Annotated in this window: 15 protein-coding genes; 7 read left to right on the top strand and 8 right to left on the bottom strand. The window is 45.1% G+C overall.

Features of this window, described 5'->3' with window-relative positions:
• Positions 1-145 precede the first annotated feature (145 nt).
• Positions 146-1,102, top strand: a complete 957-nt coding sequence (locus FCL46_RS27835) for a cyclic nucleotide-binding domain-containing protein (protein ID WP_136808097.1) — start codon at positions 146-148, stop codon at positions 1,100-1,102.
• A gap of 72 nt (positions 1,103-1,174) precedes the next feature.
• On the opposite strand, the gene FCL46_RS27840 is transcribed toward FCL46_RS27835, so the two are convergent.
• Positions 1,175-2,071, bottom strand: coding sequence for a DMT family transporter (locus FCL46_RS27840; protein WP_136808096.1), 897 nt, complete (start codon positions 2,069-2,071; stop codon positions 1,175-1,177).
• Positions 2,072-2,488: 417 nt separating this feature from the next.
• Here FCL46_RS27840 and FCL46_RS27845 point away from each other — a divergent pair, with 417 nt between their 5' ends.
• From FCL46_RS27845 to FCL46_RS27865, 5 genes are read left to right on the top strand one after another with little or no spacing between them, the layout of a single operon-like run.
• Positions 2,489-2,962: a hypothetical protein gene (locus FCL46_RS27845; RefSeq protein WP_136808095.1), complete on the top strand. Its 474-nt coding sequence runs from the start codon at positions 2,489-2,491 to the stop codon at positions 2,960-2,962.
• 55 nt (positions 2,963-3,017) lie between these two features.
• Positions 3,018-7,244 carry an acyl-CoA dehydratase activase gene (locus tag FCL46_RS27850; protein WP_136808094.1) on the top strand — a complete coding sequence of 1,409 codons (4,227 nt, stop codon included), beginning with the start codon at positions 3,018-3,020 and terminating at the stop codon, positions 7,242-7,244.
• 29 nt (positions 7,245-7,273) lie between these two features.
• On the top strand, positions 7,274-8,131 hold the full coding sequence (locus FCL46_RS27855) for a VanZ family protein (protein ID WP_136808093.1): 858 nt from the start codon (positions 7,274-7,276) through the stop codon (positions 8,129-8,131).
• Positions 8,106-8,792 (top strand): hypothetical protein, encoded by a 687-nt coding sequence (locus FCL46_RS27860; protein ID WP_136808092.1) that lies wholly within the window; start codon positions 8,106-8,108, stop codon positions 8,790-8,792. Before FCL46_RS27855 ends, FCL46_RS27860 begins: the two co-directional genes overlap by 26 nt.
• Positions 8,793-8,813: 21 nt before the next feature.
• Positions 8,814-9,152, top strand: a complete 339-nt coding sequence (locus FCL46_RS27865; protein ID WP_136808091.1) for a hypothetical protein — start codon at positions 8,814-8,816, stop codon at positions 9,150-9,152.
• Between the two features lie 77 nt (positions 9,153-9,229).
• Here FCL46_RS27865 and FCL46_RS27870 read toward each other — a convergent pair whose 3' ends face one another.
• The 7 genes from FCL46_RS27870 to bamA form a co-directional block, all read right to left on the bottom strand.
• A complete protein-coding gene (locus FCL46_RS27870) occupies positions 9,230-9,676 on the bottom strand; it encodes a biotin/lipoyl-containing protein (protein WP_136808090.1) in 447 nt (148 codons plus the stop codon).
• The gene (locus tag FCL46_RS27875; RefSeq protein ID WP_136808089.1) at positions 9,673-9,885 is read right to left on the bottom strand and encodes a hypothetical protein; all 213 of its coding nucleotides are present in this window, start codon (positions 9,883-9,885) and stop codon (positions 9,673-9,675) included. Before FCL46_RS27875 ends, FCL46_RS27870 begins: the two co-directional genes overlap by 4 nt.
• Before the next feature lie 42 nt (positions 9,886-9,927).
• Positions 9,928-11,478, bottom strand: a complete 1,551-nt coding sequence (locus FCL46_RS27880; RefSeq protein ID WP_136808088.1) for an acyl-CoA carboxylase subunit beta — start codon at positions 11,476-11,478, stop codon at positions 9,928-9,930.
• 359 nt (positions 11,479-11,837) lie between these two features.
• Positions 11,838-13,004: a glycerophosphodiester phosphodiesterase family protein gene (locus FCL46_RS27885; RefSeq protein ID WP_136808087.1), complete on the bottom strand. Its 1,167-nt coding sequence runs from the start codon at positions 13,002-13,004 to the stop codon at positions 11,838-11,840.
• Between the two features lie 15 nt (positions 13,005-13,019).
• Entirely contained in the window at positions 13,020-13,706 is a 687-nt protein-coding gene (locus tag FCL46_RS27890) for an HAD-IA family hydrolase (RefSeq protein ID WP_136808086.1), read from the bottom strand.
• On the bottom strand, positions 13,699-17,247 hold the full coding sequence (gene mfd / locus FCL46_RS27895) for a transcription-repair coupling factor (RefSeq protein WP_136808085.1): 3,549 nt from the start codon (positions 17,245-17,247) through the stop codon (positions 13,699-13,701). Before mfd ends, FCL46_RS27890 begins: the two co-directional genes overlap by 8 nt.
• 74 nt (positions 17,248-17,321) lie before the next feature.
• Positions 17,322-20,006, bottom strand: a complete 2,685-nt coding sequence (bamA, locus tag FCL46_RS27900; RefSeq protein WP_228723301.1) for an outer membrane protein assembly factor BamA — start codon at positions 20,004-20,006, stop codon at positions 17,322-17,324.
• A gap of 305 nt (positions 20,007-20,311) precedes the next feature.
• Between bamA and FCL46_RS27905 the strand changes: the two genes are divergently transcribed.
• Complete coding sequence (locus FCL46_RS27905) at positions 20,312-21,049, top strand: ComF family protein (protein WP_136808084.1); 738 nt, start codon at positions 20,312-20,314, stop codon at positions 21,047-21,049.
• Positions 21,050-21,640: the final 591 nt, after the last annotated feature.

Below are 21,640 nucleotides of genomic sequence, written 5' to 3' on the forward strand. Positions count from 1 at the left end.
TGCTGAAGCATAGTATCTTTTGGTGAGAAGTATGATTTTGACAATGATCTTAAGCGGCGTAATTGTATCTGTAATGTATCGTTATTGGATTGAGCTGTCGAACTGATAGATAGTGCGGGTTGCATTGAACGATAAATGAGCGGGAATGAATATGGTGCAGGATAGTAAGACAGAAAAAATTTCCAGAGAAATTGAGCGACTGGCCTTAGCTGGTGAGTTCTCTCAGGCCGAACACTGGCATAAAGTTTTGCTGGAGCAACACCCGACTGCATTAAAAGAAATCATACAATCGGCGACATGCATCGAAGAACAGAAAACCCTCAAGCTTGATCCTGACCACATCACTATCTGGGATTCACTCTATAGCCAATTGACTCAGGAAGAAACGAACTGTCTCTTCTATAGCACTCGAAGCGCAAATGTACCATCTGGCAAGATTCTAATTCGTCAGGGAAAAGCGATTGCCAGATTGCTGTTTATAGACAGAGGTCGGCTCGCACTCTTTCACACGCGGGGGAAGGATCGTATTTTTATCGGAGATCTTTCCAGAGGAGATGTGGCTGGTGATGAAACATTCTTTTCACATTCGACCCCGACATTTTCTGCCGGATGTAAGACTGATGTTCAGCTCAGGTATCTTGAAAGATCCATGATGCATACATGGAAGGATGTTTGTCCCGGACTGGAACGTTTCCTTGAGGATTATTGTAGCAAAAACTCAAGAGCTAAACAGTTGATGTCTTCTAAACATATTGAAAAACGACAGTTTCCACGGATAAAGGTTAGTGGAAATTTGCGGGCATATATACGCTTGGAGGATGGAAAACGATCACAGGAAAATATTCGGGGATCTCTTGCTGATATATCCAGAAACGGTGTGAGCTTTGATATGCATAGCTCAAATCCTGAAAATGCCAGGAAGCTACTTGGCAGGATTTTAGAGCTTGATTTTGAAGGGTTAGTAACACCTTCGGGTGCACCGCTTACTATGCCGGGAACGGTAGTAAAGGTGACTGCTTTGCTGCATAATGATTTTAATATCCATATTCAGCTAGCTGAAGTTATTCCCGTGGAAGAATTCACCCTGAATTTTTCAAGGTGATTGCCATGAGACAGAAACAATAACCAGATCATCTATGAGCAACGTGTAAATTTACATGTACCATTGCCACTGTTAATTGCTTTTTTCGTACTGACTGAGAACGACACCTACCATAACAACCATAGCCGCAATACTTTGCGATCCGGAAAGTGTTTCTCCGAGTATCGCCCATCCAAGAATCACGCTAAAGACAGGGATCATGTTAACATAGATTGCAGCTCGGCTTGCAGGAACATGTTTTAAGCCGAAGTTGTACAATCCGTATGCACCGAGAGTGATAACTCCACCGAGATAGAGAATCGCAATAAATGGTACCAACTCGAAACTGTGAGGCATTTCGGTTGTCGGCAGAAAAAGCAGAGGTAGATAAAAGACGCTTCCAAGTACAGCTTGCATGGCTGTAAGGAAAAACGGCGAATATCGACTGGTCAGTTTTTTAAGCGAAATGGTGTAACCAGTGGCACAGACCATCGCAAGGAATTCGTAGAAATTACCTAGAATAGGATTGGGAGCATCAGCTGTCGGGGTTGATTCCGCTGTGAGCCAGCAGACACCAATTACTGCAATTGTAGCACCGAACCATGCACGTTTCTTTACTACTTCCTTGAGAAGAAAACATGCAGCTGCCATAACCAGTATCGGCAGCATTGCTGTTATCAGGCCAGCCTGGGAGGCAGTGGTGTTTTCAATGGCCTTAGCTTCAAAGATAAAGTAGAGGCAGGGTTCACAAAATGCCATGAAGCCGATCAGCTTATAATCACCACGGCGATAGTCTAAGGATTGGGCGAGCCTTTTTCCAACCACCAGAAAGCAGAGGCTGGCAACAAACATACGACCAAAAATAACAACCATCGGGTCATATCCACGAAAGGCAATCTTCAGGGCTATGAATGAACTCGCCCAGAGCACCATTGCGGCAATCAGGGCGATTGAGGGAATATGACCTGAGTATTTTTTTACTGGCTGCATTATGAGCTCCTGATGATCTTCGCGCCTGCCTGTTGAAATTACCGGCATGGAGGAGAGTCGAAACCGACCTTGTAGCATGGAATGGCTTTCTGGAGCAACCTTTGTACGCAATTAGTTTGAAAATGTACATGTTCATAAATCTATTGTGCGTATTTTTCGAAAATGTCTCAATTTGGACCAAAATTCATGTTCTGGGATAACTTCCTGAATAGCCAGATTGGTCTTATTAATCACGTGAGTACGTATTGTTTCATAATATACGTATTGGTCAGATCTGCTGGAATGTGAATGGCTGAGGTTTTGCACTTCTTATATTGCCGAATGTAAATGATAAATGTTGGCAATTTGGAATTGACACGTGTTGCCTCTGGTGATACGTATTCAATATGCAATACGTATTAATTTTGGGGGATAGATATGGCGAAGAAAGTAACAGTGAGTATTCCGGATATGCTGCACGAAAAGATGGAGGAATGGCGTGAGTCGTTCAATCTATCAAAAATGTTTCAGGATGCTGTAACAGAAGCAATCCAGCGCAAAGAAGATTTACAGAAACGCATACGTGAAGATCTAGACTTGAATCAGATCGTTGACCGGCTGCGCCAGGAGAAAATGCAGTCGGAGGGGAATTACTATGACTCCGGCAAAAGTGATGGTGTGGTCTGGGCAAAAACAGCCCACTATGAAGACCTGATGTACGCCCTTGGCTGGTCAGATTTTGATAAGGTTGTTGAAGATGAGGTGTTCGGAGACTATTTCAGCCTCAAGAAGGCGAGGAATGCTCTTATGGCGGTGACCCCTGATGGTATTAACGAGTATTTTCGAGTGTACCTCGAGGGGTGGAAAAATGGCGTTGAACAATTCTGGCAGGAAGTCCAGGACAAACTGTAATGTCTGATAAACAGAACTCAATACTGATTTATTTAGAACGAAACAGGGATAGGTAATGGCTGAAAGAAAACTACTGGGTATTGATGTTGGTTCTGTGGCAGTTGGTGTGGCTGTGGTAACAGATGAGAGAGACGTGTGTAAGACCGCGTATGCTTTTCATAAGGGTGAGGTTGCTGAGACACTGGTTTCGTTGCTCACAGATATTGATATTTCCTCAATTGACCATGTTGTTGCTACAGTTTCGACTCCTTCAGATATCATGGCTGACAATCGGTACAGTGATGAAGTTGCAACCATTGCTGCAGCCAAAGAACTGCATCCTGAGATGCGCCGGTTATTACTCGTAGGTGGTGAAAAATTCAGTCTGGCAAGTTTTACCGCAGACGGAAATTATCTTGGCAGCCGTGCCAACACTTCATGTGCAGCCGGCACAGGCAGCTTTTTGGACCAGCAGGCAACCCGCCTGAACCTGAAAGGTATTCAGGACCTGAGTGAGGTTGCCTGTAATTGTACCGGAAAGTGTCCGCAGATAGCCTCGCGTTGTGCGGTTTTTGCCAAGACGGATCTCATTCATGCCCAGCAGGAAGGGTATGCACTCGATGAAATCAGCGATGGACTTTGCAGAGGTCTTGCGCGAAATATCGTTGATACTCTTTTTGTAGATGGGGATAGTGCCGAGGATATCGTGTTTTGCGGAGGTGTGGCAAAGAATCAGGCGGTGGCCAACCATATTATTGATCTTACTGGTGCCAAACTGATCGTCCCGAATAATGGTCATGTGTATGGGGCCATCGGTGCGTGTTACCTGCTGCTTGACGACATGTCTACCGGAAGTGTTTCTCTGGAATCTCGAGAAATTGCTAATAGCCGGGAATTACTCGCTGTGAGAGATGAGCAGCAAAAGCTGCATTATTATCCCCCGCTTTCCCTCACTCTTTCGGATTATCCAGAGTTTGATAGTATCGAACAGTATCTCTCTACTGTAGAACCCGGGCCTGATGTCGAGGTAGATATATATAAACAGCTTTCTTCCGGGGATCGCATACCTGTATATCTTGGTATTGATATCGGATCAACAAGCACAAAGGCTGTCCTGATGGACCAGCAGCAGGATGTTGTTGCCGGTTTTTATACACGCACAGCGGGTCGTCCTCTTGTAGCGGTACAGGCAATATTTGCGGCCATTGATGAAATTCGCAGGAAAAAAGATGTCGATTTTTCAGTTATTCAATGCGGGACAACGGGCTCAGGCAGGAAGTTTATCGGCAGGATAATCGGCGCAGATGCAATGCTTGATGAGATTACTGCCCATGCACGAGCGGCGTATCAACTGAATCCGGAAGTAGACACAATTATCGAAATCGGCGGGCAGGATGCAAAATTTACCACCCTGCAGAATGGCCGTGTTACCTCTTCAATTATGAACTCGGTCTGTGCTGCAGGTACCGGCTCATTTATTGAAGAGCAGGCTGCTAAGCTCGGTTGTGATGTGCGCGACTATTCAGGACGTGCGGAAAATATCAGGGCACCGATGGTCAGTGATCGTTGTACCGTTTTCATGGAACGGGATATGAACCATTATCTCAGTGAAGGGTATACGGTAAATGAGGTGCTTGCCTCAGCCCTGCATGCTGTTCGTGAGAATTATCTGCTTAAGGTGGCAACAGAGAAACACATTGGCAGTACTGTGTTTTTTCAGGGTGCAACGGCCAGAAACAAGGCATTGGTTGCAGCATTTGAACAGCGTTTGCAGCGACCCATCCTTGTCTCTAAATTCTGCCATCTAACAGGCGCGCTGGGAACAGCCCTCACACTGTTGGATGAATATCAGGGTGCTACAGGTTTTGTCGGCTTTGAACTCTATCGGGAACAGGTACCCATCACCAATGAAGTATGTGATCTTTGTACCAATCATTGCAAAATCAGTGTTGCAGATGTTCGCGGAACAAAAGTCGCCTACGGATTTCTTTGTGGTCGCGATTATGAAACACAGAGTTTCGTTAATGTAGATTCTGGGGCATTTGATCTTGTAAAGAGCAGGAAAAATATCGTTCGGGTCAGGCAGCAAAAAAATGACGGGCCTGTAATTGGGATTCCGGCGGCAGTTCATCTTATTGAAGATCTCCATTTATGGCAGAGCTTTTTTGCGACACTTGGAATTACAGTAATCACCAGTGATAGTTTAAAAGATGGCGTGCAACGTGGCAAAAACATTGCTCAGGCCGAATTTTGTGCACCGATCACTGCCATGTACGGGCATGTGGATTACCTGCTTCAACAGTGCGATTATGTATTTCTGCCCACCTATCTCGAAGAAAAGGCAAAGGATGCCAGAAGGCAGTACTGTTATTATACCCAGTTCTTACCTACACTTGCTGCATTAACAGGAGCGAATGGGGACGATCGGATATTGCGACCGGTTATACGATATCTGTACACCTCATTTCACGCTAAAATGCAGCTTTATAGAATGCTGCAGCAGGTAACCCCTGATCGTTGGAGCTTTCTGGATATTTCCCAGGCCTATGATAAGGCACTGCAGTTCAAAGAAGATTGCGATAGGCAACTCAAGAGCCTTATGGATGAGGTATCAGAAAACGCAGATATTGAGGTTGTCTTTGTCGGGCGGCCATATACCGTGCTATCAAAATCGATGAATGCAGGAATTCCTGGTATTTTTCAAAAGTTGGGAATTAGCGCCTACTATCAGGATATGCTCCGCTACGATCAGGAGGAGGTGGCTGAACTGCAACCGCTTCTTGATGAGTTGCATTGGAAACATTCTGTGCGGATTCTTGAAGCGACTCAGGTGATTGCCAAGAGGAAAAATATCTACCCGGTTTTTCTCACCTCGTTTATGTGTACACCCGATTCTTTCACGATTGAATACTTCAAGACACTGATGAATAAGCATAATAAGCCGTATCTTGTTCTTCAGCTTGATGAGCATGACTCAAGTGTCGGTTACGAGACAAGGATTGAGGCGGCTATTCGATCGTTCCGCAACCATCGTGGACAAACACATCAGTTCCTGCCGGTAGATTATACTCTGGTTAATCCGCGTATTGATAAGGAACTCAACCGAAAAAATGTGATTTTTCCCAACTGGGATCATATCACCTGCTCTCTGCTTGCTGCAACGCTTCGAAGAGAAGGTCATACTGTATATCTGATGGAGGAAACAGATCAGACTATCAGAGAGAGCCTGAAACATAACAGTGGGCAATGTATCCCGTTAAACGCTGTGGCTCAGGGCTATATGCATACCATGGAGAAAAATGGTCTGGAACCAAGGGAGTGTGTACTCTGGTTAAATGAATCGACTCTTGCATGTAATATCAGATTGTACCCGCATCATATTAAGCAGATCATATCAGAACACGGTCTGGAAGAGGCTGGTGTTTATGTTGGTCAACTCTCGCTTTCAGAGATATCTCTCAGAGCAACAATGAACGCATATTTTGCCTATATGCTTGGCGGAATGCTGCGCAAGGTAGTCTGCAGAATTCGTCCTCATGAGGTGCATAAGGGGGAGACAGATCGCATCCTGAAAAAGAGCATTAAGGTTCTTTCTGATGCCTTTGAAGGAAAACTTGAAAAAGAAGATGCTTTAAAAGAAGTTGTCGCTCAATTTGAGTGGATTGAAACTGAAAAATCCGATAAACCGAAAGTGGCGATTTTTGGTGATCTCTATGCCCGGGATAATAGGGTAATGAATCAGGATCTTATCCGGTTTATCGAAGAGAACGGCGGGGAAGCGATAACGACACCCTATAGTGAGTACGCCAAGATGGTTGCGCCAACCTATTTTCGTAAGTGGTTCAACGAAGGAAAGTTTGGAAATGTGCTTACCTATAAAGCTCTGCTTGCAACTATGCGTCACAGGGAAAAAAGCTACGCTAAAATATTTAAACGTATTATCGATGAACCTGATCATGTCTATGACGATGATCCTGCAGAAATCCTTGCTGAGTATGGTATCGTTATCGAGAATACCGGTGAATCTCTGGATAATATTTTAAAGATTCATTACATTAAAAAGTTTTATCCGGATGTGTCGTTATTTGTTCAGACCTGTCCCGCGTTATGTTGTCCTTCGCTTATTACCGAGGCAATGCGTGGCCTTATCGAACAGAAAACCGATGTTCCCATGGTGTCGGTTACCTATGATGGGACTGGCGGTAATAAAAACGACATAATATTACCATATCTCAAATATCCATCTAACAGTCGTAAACACCTGTCTGAGGCAGAGACAGCAAAGCAGGCGAATCTGGACTGATAAATCCACGATAGAGCCGGGAGGATGCGGTGGAGCAGCAGGGTGCGAAGCAGGTCGGCAGGCTGGTTATTGTATCACTGTACGGGCTCTGTTGTTTGCTGGTAGTTATCTTTACAAATAGCTATCCGCTTTGGCGAAGCGTCTCAGATCTACTCGGCAATTGGGCTGACCAATTGCCGCTTGTAGCCATGATTGCAGGTTTGGTCGCTCTTCCTTTGCTGGTTCGAATCCGACTTCCTCAAAAAATACCTGTGAAAATCAAAACAGGCTGGCTGCTTGCGGCCTGCCTGTTCTGCATGATGGCATTTTTTCTGCCTGATCCGAAATTTCCAGTCAAACGAATTCATGTAGCAGAGTACCTGCTACTGGCTTTCCTCGTAAGATATACGCTCAGCTTATCGGTTGGAACAGGCAATCTTTTCTGGTTTACCTGTATAATAACTGCCCTTTTTGGAGTACATGATGAGATGCTTCAGGGGCTGCACCCATTACGAACCTATGGTGTACGTGATATCTGTGTTAATTCGCTTGCAGGAGTTGCCGGTGCCTGTGCAGGTGAGATTTTCAGTAGGCCTTGTCTCGGTGCCCAGGTGCACTGTAAATCTGATCGGTATAATAACGTAAAACATTGGTTGCCGGTTCTTCTGATACTCTCTATTTCGTTAATTATGTTCATTGTTCCCTTGCAGTTCTATAGAAAGAGCGTGATTCCCTTGTGGCTGCTGGCCCCTCTTGCAGGGTGTATAACAGCGGCAATGGTTATGTTTTCTGAGCTGAAGAACGGGGCAGGCGGAAGGGGGCATGGCGTGTTCGTTGTCTATGTGCAAGTTGCAGCCCTCCTCATCTATCCGGTGATAGCTAATGTTTCGAACGTCATTTTTAACTAGCGGTATCGTACTACTATTTTTGTTTTTCATACTCATTGTTTATCGGGAATATCGTCACGATAACATGGTCTGTGTAGTCGTGTTGGCAGTGGCTGGAAATACCAGTGAATTGTCTTTGGAAGATAAGGAATGGATCAAGGTGGCTGTTCAATCTGAGAAAGAAACTATGAGCGTGTCACTGGATCAGCAAATGATAAACGGTCTGAAAAATAGTGGTTACGAAGTAGCCGCTGGCGGGTTTGGGACTCAAGGATCTACTGCAGGCCTGGCTGGCATTTCGACAATGGATAACGAGGTTGACCTGCTCTATTGGCTGGCCGAAAAAAAGGTTGGAAAAAGTCCCTTTTTCCTTCTGTACTCTGTCGATAGTACGGTCATGAAAGACAATCAATCTTTCTTAGAATGGTTTACAGAGTTTGAAGAATTCTTTTATGGGAGTGGGTTGGCAAGAAAGAGTATTCTGTTGATAAGAGATGATTTTAAGGCGCAAAATCTTCCAGGTGAAAACCAGGCCTTAGGGAAAAACAAAATATTTTCGTATGACTACGTAATGTTGCCGGACATCTTGAAAAAGAAAACATTCAGTTTTACCGATATTTCATATTCTGAAGGCGAGCTACTGCACGAAATATTCGGACTTGCCAGCATAGAGTATAACTAATGGGTAATGGCGGGAGAAGCTATGGAAAGCACTATCCATAAAAGCAGTCGTATTTTCAGACTATTGCTCAGTGCTCTGATTATTACCTTAGCCTGGTCTGTTTGGCTGCCCGAGGCTATCAACTCTCCGGTATTTAATCGGCAGATTGAAGTCGAGCGCGACTATCTAAATGATATTCTATTCTATCGTTCACCGCAGTTTGAAGTAGAAAAACAGCGAGCTGAGGCGTATTGGAAACGGTATCCGGAAATCGCTGACCACTGGCTCTGGGGAAAAAATGGAGAGCTTGGAATACGCGGCCCAAAAGATCATTACGAACGTTTTGGCAAATGGGAAGGACGAATATGGCAGAACAATTAAGACCATCCCGTTCCCTGCAGCATTAGAAAGAATTGCCGGGAACGGGATAATTGAGATACCATCAAAACAGATGAGCTTTATTCAAAAATAATAAGAGGCTGGTCCTGAGTAACTGCCTCACCTTCTGCAACCAAGACCTCTTTTATAACACCGTCGCGGATTGAAGTCAGGACGTTTTCCATTTTCATTGCCTCAAGGATCAGCAATCGGTCACCTTTCTTAATGCTGTCTCCCTGCTTAACATCAATGAGTATGATTTGACCGGGGATCGGTGCATTAAGATTGCCTGAACCGAAGCTGCAAAAATCACCATTTGAAGCAGGTTTTGCAGCAGTAGGCTGAGTTGAAGTCGGTACCGGCTTTCTCTCAATAGTTTCTGTAGGGAACATGTTTATGTTCTCAATATCTTCGATAGCTACTGTATGTTCTGCTCCGTTGACTTCCGCTTTTACAATATCTGCAGTAACTTCAATAATTCTGACGGTATATGGATTGCCATTTATGGCTAAGCTGTACTTTTTCACTTCCTGCTCCGAATCTGTATGTTTTTGCGGCTGCTGAGTCGCTGCAGTTTTCCGGTAAATGACCAGAGGGTGTCATCACGCTGTGTATCGAAAGTGAGTGTTTGTCTTCCCTCAGCAAAATTCCGCTCAAGATGAAGAGCGGAGGCGATGGCAAGCACGATTTCAGTTTCACTGTCAGTGGTGCTGTTGATAGTCGTATCAGAACTCATGATAAGTCTCTTGTATTCATCGTTTAGGGTGTATGGAGCTGGTTAGAGCGGCATATTACCGTGCTTTTTCATCGGGTTTGAATCATGTTTGTTTTTTGCCATATGTAAGCCGCGGATTATGCGGAACCGGGTTCGGGCCGGCTCGATGATGTCATCGACATAACCACGGCGGGCGGCAACATACGGGTTAGCAACTGCATCCTGATATTCCTGCTCTTTATCAGCTAAGAATGCAGCAGGATCTTCCTGGCACTTTGCTTCACGTCCATAGAGTACACCTGATGCTCCTTTAGCACCCATGACAGCAATTTCAGCCATCGGCCAGGCGTAGTTGATATCTCCGCGCAGGTGCTTGGATGACATTACGCAATACGCTCCGCCGTATGCCTTACGTGTTACGACAGTGATTTTGGGTACTGTCGCTTCTGCATAAGCGTAGAGCATTTTGGCCCCGTTTCTAATAATACCGCCATATTCCTGAGCAGTTCCCGGAAGAAAACCGGGAACGTCAACAAGAGTTACTACTGGAATATTAAAGCAATCACAGAACCGGACAAATCTGGCACCTTTTACCGAAGCATTAATATCGAGGACACCGGAGAGGCAGTATGGCTGGTTAGCTACAATACCAACACTCATGCCGTCCATCCTTGCAAAGCCGGTGATCAGGTTAGGAGCGAAATTTTCCTTTATCTCGAAAAACTTCCCGTTATCGACAATCTCGCCTATGACCTTTTTCATGTCATAGGCTGCACTCGGCCTGGTTGGGATGATCTCATTAAGTAACTCGGAACGTCGCTCTGCAGGATCTTCACATGGTACAACTGCAGGTGATTCGACATTGTTCTGGGGAAGATATGAGAGCAGTGCTTTTACATAGTCAATGGCATCCTGCCCATCATCGGCTGCATAATCCGCTACACCAGATTTGCTTGTGTGCATGGCTGCTCCACCGAGTTGCTCAACGGTGACCTCTTCGTGGGTCACAGATTTTACAACAGTAGGACCTGTGAGGAACATGTAGGAGTTATTCTGAACCATGACGATAAAATCGGTAAGTGCAGGAGAATAGACAGCGCCGCCAGCGCAAGGACCGAAGATTGCTGAGATCTGGGGCACGACACCTGAGGCCATGACATTTTTCAGGAAGATGTCTGAGTATCCGGCAAGGCTCTCTATACCTTCCTGAATACGGGCGCCACCAGAATCATTAAGACCGATAACAGGTGCGCCGTTTTTCATGGCAAGATCCATAACCTTACAAATTTTCTCAGACATGGTTTCAGAGAGTGAGCCACCAAGAACAGTGAAATCCTGTGCGTAAACATAAACAAGCCTGCCGTCTACGGTTCCATATCCGGTAACAACACCGTCGCCGAGGAATGTTGTGTTTTCCATGCCGAAATCATGGCAGCGATGGGTTTTGAACATGTCGAACTCTTCAAACGAACTCTGATCTAGCAACATATCAATACGCTCGCGGGCCGTCATTCTGCCCAGAGCATGTTGTTTATCGATTCTGGCCTGGCCTCCGCCCATGCGGGCTTCGGCGCGTAACGCGTGCAACTTGTCGAGCTGGTCTCTGGTACTCATAATATCTCCCTGCTGCCTGCCCTAAGGAGGGGAAGCAGCGGTAAAGCGCAAAATTAGTATGTGTATTTACGTCTTCTTCGGTCGATCACTATCAGCATGAAACATTGATGCAGTAGAAAGTGATTTTCAATAGAAGACGAATTTGCGTCAGTTAAATTCAACGGTTGCTCTATATACTATGAAGCCTGGTGGTGGTCAACCGCAAGGCCTCGCGGTAATATAGCCGAGTGTTGTTACGATGGTGTGAGGGGAAAGCTGCACGAATCAACGAGTTGGAAATACAACACAACAATCACACAGAAAATGTATTATCGGTTTTGTGTCAATGAGCACTATGGCCCGATAATCATGTCTACCTGTTATGGGGTTCCACTCGCATGCAGGATTAAACTGGAATTCTGATTGTCACGTAGGGTGAGTGGCTGAAAGTTACTATTTAAAAGGGGATTATCGATCTTCTGCTGTTCAAGCAGAGCGTTTTCTTTTTGTTGAAAATAGCGTGAGGTGGCCCGTGGTGAAGCGGTGATTACCCCATCCATACCAAGAGTAGTGTAGTAATAATCAAGAACTGCAGAATATTCCGAGCTTGGTATTTTATCTTGAATTTGCGTCTCAACCAGAGGAAAGACATACATTTCTAAGCCGAGAGCCCGGCCATTCGGGATAAATTCTATGGTAACCAGGCTATCCGTATTTTCCGTGAAATACGAGGTGTGGAGAGCAACTGCATCTGCATAGGAACTGAGAACCCGCAAGCCAAGTCGTGTCAGCATCCATGAGTGGTCATATGGTGCAGGTAAGGTAGTGTCTCTGTCCGCTAAATCCGCTGGTTTATCGATCAGCTGTAAGATTGGCAGGTTTACACCTATGGCAGGCATCAGCTCGTTTTTTATTCGCTTAAGTTCATCCCCGTCAAAACTTTGAATAAGGACAGATTCTCCAGTTGAAGTATAGCCGTAGGTGTGCAGGGTTCTTAAAGTGAGTTCGCTGATATCCTTACCTTCAGCACGATGAAAAGCTGGTTGTCGTATATGAGGTGCAATTCCGGTTTTTTTCTGTAGATCAGCTTCTAAGGCACGCAAAAGTGAGAGCGTTTCATCAAAGGTCGGAATGCCAAGAGAGGGTTCAGGTATAGAAAGGGTAGTGTCTGCTGTTTTGCGAAGTTGGCGTATCTCGGCAAGGGTGAAATCTATAGCGTAAAAATGGCCGTTATCTCTGCCGCGATCTGGAAATACCTCTGCAACATTGGTCGTTGAATCGAGTAATATATTCGGATGCAATATCAGCTCGTAATCTTTTGTAGCCACAAGATTGAGCTCCACAAAATCAATCGTAGAGGTTGCTGACAGGGTAAGGGCTGGAAGAGAGTCTGCAAGTGGACCGGAAGCGCCGCCGCTTAGGGCAATGGTAACTTTCCCACCGGCCATTGAAGGTAGAGCTGTTGTGGTAATGAGCAGTGCTGTTATAAAAAATGTGGTGTGAAGGTAAGAGCGAAATAGACTGAGTGTTGTAAAAAATAATTTCATGACTGAATATTAGAATTAAAAGATTAGATCTTTGAAGAAGACTATAGAGGGGAAATCTTCGGAATATTTCACAGGGCGTCGTGAACTTGGTTTGGCCACATAGACCAGGTGTTCTATACCATAGTGTTGTGCAGCCTGAAGTACGTTGCTGTTATCATCAACAAGTAGTGTTCTGTCAGTCGAGAAACCAAGTGCTTGCTGAAGAATATCCCAAAATTGTGGGGATTCTTTGGCTACCCCGATCTCTTCCGCTGGGATAATTCTGTCAAAGTATGGACCGATGGCAGTTTTTCCGAGCTTTAACTTTAAGGTTTTTGAGTGGGCAGCGGTAACCAAGTGCAATTGTTTATCCTGTGATGTAATAAATTTTAGAAAGTCTATCACGTATGGATGAACCTGTATGAGATGATCGATTTTGCATTTGAGTTCAGGAATATCAAGTCCCAGTTGTTCAGACCAGAAATCAAGATCAGCCCATTGCAGAGTTTTCTCAACACTTCGATAACGGCTAAGTAGAGTCTTTCTGGCTTCTTCAGGGCTGATATTATTGACTTCGGCAAAGTTACGGGGGACATATTCCTCCCAGAAATAGTCGTCGAAATAGCTGTCGAGTAGAGTGCCATCCATATCGAGCAGTACAGTATCGATCTCATCCCAGAGAAATGTTGGTATAATGGGTGGTGTTGAAGAAAGCTTATTCATTGATCATCGCCTCAAGATCATGCAGTATTTTACCGGCTAACGTGAATACAGTTTCTGGTGTCGGCAGTGGGGAGGCAACGACCATTCGGCCGTCAGGAGTCAGTTTTGTTGAAATACCTTTTTTCTTCGATGATATCGTTTGCAGGTAGGTAAGCAGTTTTTCAGGAGTGACCGGCGTGTCATCAAGAAATGAGAATACAAGCGTATCTCTGCCTTTTTCGAGCTTACTAATGCGTAATACGGTAAGCGATTTTTTCAGTGCAACAACCCTGAAGAGGTTGTGAGTCTCTTCGTGTAGCGGCCCGTAACGGTCTTCAAGTTCTTCCTGTAGATCTGTATGGGCAGCATCATCGGCGGTAGCAAGTGCAGCGATTCTCCGGTAGGTAACATATCGCTGACTGATGTCCAGCATGTACTTTTCAGGAATGTAGGCCGAAATTTGCAGATTGATCTCAGGATCAATCTCATCTTCCAGGCTATCGATATCTCCATTAACTGCTCTGGCTTTAAGGTCCGCGACTGTTTTCTGGAGCAGGTCAAGGTAAAGATCATAACCTATTGCGGCAATGTGCCCACTCTGGGAGACACCCAGCAGGTTGCCTCCACCCCTGATCTGCAAATCACTCATTGCCAGTTTAAATCCGCCGCCCAGTTCATTGCAGTCCATCAGCGCTCTGAGTCTATCCCTTGAATCCTTCTTAAGGCTGTCAATGGAAGGGACGAGCAGGTAGGCAAAGCTCTGGATTGAGGCCCGCCCCACCCGGCCACGAAGCTGGTATATTTCAGCGAGTCCAAGCATGTCAGCGCGGTTGATGATAATGGTGTTGGCGGTAGGTATATCAAGTCCTGACTCAACAATTGTGGTACATACCAGTACGTCGATCTCTCTGTTGACGAAATCGACCATAATCTTTTCGAGTTCCTTGCCGGCCATTTGTCCATGGGCAATGGCTACCCTGGCTTCAGGGACCAGTTTTTGAATCTCGGCCGCGGTTTTATGAATCGACTTGACCCGGTTATGGATAAAAAAGACCTGACCGTTACGGCGGAGTTCCCTGGTAACAGCTTCCTTGATAACCAGGGTATCGTGTCTGGCAATAAAGGTTTTAACCGGGCGTCTGTGCTCAGGCGGGCTTGAAATGACCGAGAGGTCACGAATACCAAGCAGTGACATTTGCAGGGTACGCGGGATTGGCGTTGCAGTGAGCGTGAGGATGTCTACTTCGGCACGGAGTTTCTTGATTTTTTCTTTATGAGTAACACCAAAGCGGTGCTCTTCATCCACAATAAGCAGACCGAGATCTTTAAACTTTATATCTTTAGAAAGCAGACGATGGGTACCGATGAGGATATCAATGTTACCTTCTTTTAGTCCGGCAAGTGTTGCACGCTGTTGAGCCGGGGTACGAAATCTATTGATACACTCAACTGTAATCGGAAAACCTGACAGCCTCTCTCTGAAGGTTTTTGTATGTTGTTCTGCAAGAACCGTCGTGGGGACGAGAATAGCAACCTGCAAACCATCTTCAACAACTTTGAACGCTCCGCGGATAGCAACCTCAGTTTTACCGTAGCCAACATCGCCGCAAACAAGACGGTCCATCGGCTGGTCCGAGGTAAGGTCAGAAATAACATCCGTGATTGCCTTATCCTGACCAGGTGTCTCGTTAAAGGGAAATGATTCCTCCAGCTCAGAATACAGTGCGCCGGGAGGTGAAAAACGACGCCCCTGCTGCATTTCGCGTTTAGCGTAAATGTCGAGCAGTTCGTGGGCAACTTTCCATACCTCTTCTTTTACTTTTGAAGTTGTAATACGCCAGTTCTGTGAGCCGAGCTTGTCAATCTTCGGCTTTTTGTCCGATAACCCTTCATAGCGACTGATGAGGTTTAAGCGGTCAACCGGAAGATAGAGTTTATCCCCGTCGCGGTACTCAATGAGCATGAAATCATTGGTAACACCCTGGATATCGATTGTCTGTAACCCTTGATAGTGGCCGAGACCATGATCACGGTGTACAACAATGTCTCCGTCATTTAACTCGGTAAATCGAACAGGTTCTCCACCTTTATGGCGTGCTTTCTTTTTACTTCCAAGTCGCATCTCGCCAAACAGTTCACTCTCAGAGAGAATATGAACCTTTTTCTCGGCAATGGAAAAGCCGTTTGCCAATTCGTGGTTACAGAGAAACAGCTGAGGTGAATCCTGGCTTGTACTCAAACTATCAAGATCAAGCGGTTCATCAATAAAAGCAATTGAGTGCTGGTGTTTATTGAAAAGATCAGCAAGATTTTTAGTATTTTTGGCGGAACGGCAGCAGAGAACAACAGCGTCATTTTCTTCGTGCCATCTGGAGATCTGATCACTTAGTGGCGCGATCAGGCCCCGTTTAGTTCTTTCCAGTGCTATTTCCTGTTTGAGCAACTGATGACTGGCGGCAGAAATAGAAATATGTTCGACAGATTGTCTGCTGAAATCACTGAGGAGTATTTGGCGACGGGAGTTGAGTTCGTCGCGAATGCCTTCCGGGTCGATGAATATCGCTTCAGGTGCGAGCGCTGGTTGAAATGTTGAGGTTGCTTCTATGTAGTTATTGTTGATTCGTTCATTAACAAGCTCAAGGCTTTGCTGAATTGCTTCAGGATCAACCAGTATAAGGGCCATATCCTTTGGAAGATAATCAAAGACAGTGGCCGTTGGTTTGCTTGCATTATGGTAAAAGAGGGGCAGGAAAAACTCCATACCGGCAAATCTTCTGCCTGTGGTAATGCGTTCACAAATCCTTTTAGCTTCACTTTCGTCCCAGTTTGATTCTTTTGCCAGCTGATCAGCTTTTTTGGAAATCGCTCTTGCGGTGGCACTATCTCTATTGATGATCACATCATGAACAGGGAGCAGGGTCGCTTCTGAAATTTCACCACTTGATCGTTGGCTGATAGGGTCGAAAATTCTAAGTGACTCTATGGTGTCGCCAAAAAAGTCGAGGCGCAGCGGGCCGTCAATCATTACACCTGACTCAGTGAAGAACGGTGGTGGATAAAGATCAAGAATACCTCCGCGCACAGCAAAATCACCAACATTCTGCACCAGCGATACCTGCTCATACCCGAGTTTGGTGAGCGATTGAAGAAGGGCATCCTGATCACAATCTTCTCCTGCCATGATCAACTCAGCAGAACCTGTGAGGATCTCTGCCGGCACAACTCGACGCATCAACGCTTCTATTGAGGTGACAACAATGGTGTTGTCCGGGTTTTCGTGGAGCTGATAGAGTGTGGCAAAACGTGCAGCGGTAGTCTGCTGATCAGGGCTAAGCTGGGTGTATGGAGGTATCTCGTAGCCGGGGTAGGCGAGTACGCGATTTGAAGTGAAAAGTTTAAGGTCCTGTTCGAAGATTGAGACAAGATGTTCATCCGGGAGGATGCAGCAGCAGCTGGTTTTTTTCGCGAGCTGGGCAGCGAGCCATGATGTGCTGCTGCCACGCAGACCAGATACCTGAATGATGGAATTCTTTTCGAGTGTGGTGAGGAGTTGTTTATGCATCAGTAAAAAAAAGTGCCGGCTGCACTCTGTGCAGCCGGCAGATTGTTCCTTATATTGGGTACGTTTTCAGTATATTAGAATGTACCTCCAATACTGAAATCAAATACCGATTCATCTTCATCTTCTTCGGGGTCGAGATTGTAGCCCCAGACAATGCTGATCGGGCCCATCGGTGAGTACCAGAGGAGTCCAAGGCCCACAGATTTTTCATAATCATCAACATTCCAGTCTTCATCGTCATTCAGGACCTGACCTGCATCGAAGAATACAAGCCCCTGCACTCCCTGTTCTTCAACAATAGGGAAAATGAATTCCAGGTTGGTGTACCACATCTTGTCGCCACCAATTTTGTCACCGTCATCTACTGGACTGATATCGCCATACTCAAAACCACGGACTGTGCTTATGCCGCCAAGGTAAAAGCGTTCATATACCGGTAGTTTGTCGTCATCATTTTCGAAAACCTGACCAGCTGCACCTTTAACGTGAAAAGTGGTTTTCCAGAAAAGCGGGAAGTACCAACTTGTAGAGGCTTCAACTTTAGTAAATTGAGCATCTCCGCCCAATATTCCACCACCATATTTAGTGCTGAGCAGATGCTTGGAACCTTCGGTAGCCGCAAATATCTTGTTTCTGGTATCACGCGCAAGGCTCACCTTGATAGCACTGGTCACAGGCAATTTGGCTGATTCTGTGATGATATATGAGGCATCGTCGTCAATGTCACTCAGTTCGGAGTCAGTGTAGCTGTAGTTACCGTAGATTTTCCATTTTTCCCAGATTGGGTAACCCAAACGGACACCACCACCGGTTGAATCTTTGGTGTAGTCATCGTATTCACGGTTGGTATCAAAAAGATCAAGACCCCATGAGAGTTCAGAGTCATTGACGTGTGGATTAGTATAGCTGAGATTATAGCGGGAGCTCGATCCACCAAGGTTGGCGCTGAACTGCAATTGATCACCGCGTCCGAGGAAGTTGTTTTCTGAGATAGAACCCATAATGATTAGATCATCAACAGAACTGTAACCTGCACCAACAGAGAATGTACCAGTGCTGCGCTCTTTGACTTCAATATTAATGTTCATTCGGGTCGGGTCAATAGTCGGCTCCGGCGTTATATTGACTTCTTCAAAAAATTGGAGTCGCTGAAGTGCTTTGCTTGAATTACGAAGAGCTTTAGAGTCGAACACGCCACCTTCAACAATACGAAGTTCGCGACGAATGACATTGTCACGTGTTCTGTTATTACCGCTGATCGTGATTCTATTGATATAAACGAGGTCACCTTGTTCTACTTTGAAATTGATATTAAGAGTGTCATCTGTTGCACCCTTATCCATCAACGGACGAACATTGGCAAAAGCGTAGCCTTTTTCAGCGTAGAAGTCAGTGATCGCCATAACATCTTCGCGAAGAGTGGAACGATTCATGTATTCTTCGTTGTCGAGCGTTACTAAATCAATGATCGTGGCCTTTTCATCAATAAGGTCGCCACTGATATCGATGGTGCCAACTTTGAAACGCGGTCCTTCCTCGACATTGAATGTCAGGTAGATCCACTCTTCTTCCTGGCGTACAACCGGTTCACCAATCTTTGCTTCGAGATAGCCGTTGTTGTGGTAGTAGGCAACAATTCTACCTGCATCCTGCTTGATCTTGTCCATCTCTAAAAGACCGGAGGCAGTCAGCCAACTGAAAAAACCTTTTTCATCAGTTTCGATTTCATCAAGCAGTTCGTCATCATCAAAGGCTGTGTTTCCTTCAATGGAAATCTTCTTGATGTATATTTTTTTCCCTTCGGTGACTGTGTAATGAACCACCGCTCCCTCATCGCTTGGGAAAGAGATACGTGATTCAACCTGTGTGTTGTAATATCCTTCAGAAGTATAAAGTTCTTTAATTGCTTCAACACCGGCAGAGACTTTAGAAGGATTGAGGATGAAATGTTCGCGAATGTTTGCTGCTCCCCGCACATCTTCTTCAGAAATCTCATCAAGACCTGAGAAGGTTACAGCTGAGATAACCGGCTTTTCCTCGACCCTGAAGAGAACCTTTTTGCCTTTAGGTGTGTCGGAAACATCAATCTGTACATCATTAAAATATCCGAGTGCATAAATCTCTTTAAGGTCCTGCCTAAGTGTGGCTGGATTATATGCTCCACCTGCCCTGCTGCTGATTTTTCGGAGGATGGCTCCTGAGTCGATACGTTTGTTGCCCTCAGGTGCGAGTGAAGCTATTCTGAGTTCTCTGCCTGTGTAAGCGAGGACATCGAGCATTACGCTGTCAATTGCTCCGCGCAGGCCATCAAGTGAATCTGCGTTTCGGAAGAAATATTGCGGCGATGTTGGGGTAAGTACATCAAAAACCTTAATATCAATGCTTACCTGCTTGCCAACCATTGTCAGACTTCCTGCAGCCACATTACCCATATTCATCGATTGGGCGACGGCTTCCAATACCTTTTGTGGTGGCGGCCAGCTTCCTTTGTAGTCGACAATAGTTTCAGCCTGTGATCGTGGCAGTAAAGCTATGCCATGATTGGCAAGTGTCTCTGTAAGAATTGCATCAGCTTTGTCGGTAATAGAACCCGTGTTTTGAAGGGCATTTATTTTCAAAGGCAAAAAGGCCGTATTCTGGTCGGCAGCTAATACTGAACTGGCTGGCAGCAGAATAAGAATAACAAGCAGGAGCATAATCGGCAGTACAGAGTTACGGGAACCATGAACCGGAACCGGTAGATTTCTGTAGAAATTCATATCAGACCCTTTTGTAGGTAGTGTCGCTAAACGACATTCAGCTGGCGAAAAAGCCATTTATTAGTAAAAATAATACGTTGTTGCGTAGTGTAATTGCGCGTAAGATGCTATCTTTCCGGAGTTCTGGCAAGAGTAATGAAAATCCTGACTATTATGCCATGTTTGTTGAAAAATGCAAAGACCACAAATGGATATGACTAGAAAAATGATCATGCACACGTTAAGCGGAGATGACAGGTAAGGAGAGTAGTATTTCTGTGCCTAACAATATGATGGACTCATATAGCCTTTGGGAGGTGTCGTAAATGATCAATAAAGTATCTGGTTGTCTGTTTGACTCAATAGCTGAATTAATTGCTCCAGACAGGTGCCGGGACTGTGGTTTGCCAACAGAAGAAAACCTTATGGGTATCTGTAGAACGTGTCTTGCTAAGGTGAGAGGGCTGGGAACTCCTCAATGTCAAAAATGTGGAATACCTCTTATTAATTCCGCAGGTGAAGGTCATACCTGCGGAGCGTGTATCAGGAATCCGCCGAAATGGGATAAGGCTATTTCGGTGGTTAGTTATGATAAACCTGTGACTGGATTGCTGCATAGATTGAAATACAATGCTGATACGACGGTTCTTCCTGCTTTAAAAACAATAGTTGAACCTTTCAGGAAATCACTGGAATTATCTTTTGATCTGGTGATTCCTGTCCCTCTCCATATTGAGCGACTCCGCAAACGCGGGCTTAATCAAGCTGTATATCTGGCAGAACTGTTGTTTCCCGACAGACCTGAGATCATAGAACCTTCTCTTCTCAGGCGTACCCGAAAGACTGCACCCCAAACAGGGCTGGATGGTATTGAGCGAAGAAAAAACCTACGGGGAGCATTCATGATTGATGACCGGTATACAATTTCAGGGAAGCAGGTATGCGTGGTAGATGATGTCTTTACTACGGGAACAACTCTAAACGAGTGTAGTCGAGTTCTGCGTCGTGCCGGGGCAGAATCTATCTATGTCATTACAGTTGCGCGGGTCGCAATCAATCATTGAGGGTGCGGCCACTCAAATTTAGTTTTTAACTGGAAAAAAATTGATGTGTGTTAAAAAAAATTACAGAAAAGAATATCAGTATAAGAGCCTGTTTTATTGAATTCTCTTGTTTTGAATAGCGATATTTTAAGTAATTGAAAGTAAAATTAAGAAATATTTAGATATGTCGAGTTAAATAAAATTCTAAATATGTTGAAAACTATTCCCAGCTACGCCTAAAGCCCTTATATGACGAGGTTAAACACGTGAACCGCGGAAACCCGCATTTTACCGAGTGAATAGAGAGGTCGTCTGGCGAAAGTCAAGCATACACTGTCTTTGCAAACGTTGATAATAACCAACTGCTGTGATACGAAAATTTGGCAGAATTGTCTTTGACGGGATCTCTATGTTTGAGTAATAAAACCGGCACGAATAGTTCGACACAGGAAGCTTACTGTTGGACTCCATTCGTTACATCAGTACCCATTTACTATGTGTTCCCGGCCTTATTATAGAGGAGTGAGGAACTAGATAAGAGTGATATTTATTTTTCGATTTCTAACCTAAATGGTTCTTAATCGGTTTTTGTTTGGGAGTGCAGGGTCGTCT

This window comes from Desulfosediminicola flagellatus (assembly GCF_005116655.2).
GTDB lineage: Bacteria > Desulfobacterota > Desulfobulbia > Desulfobulbales > Desulfocapsaceae > Desulfopila > Desulfopila flagellata.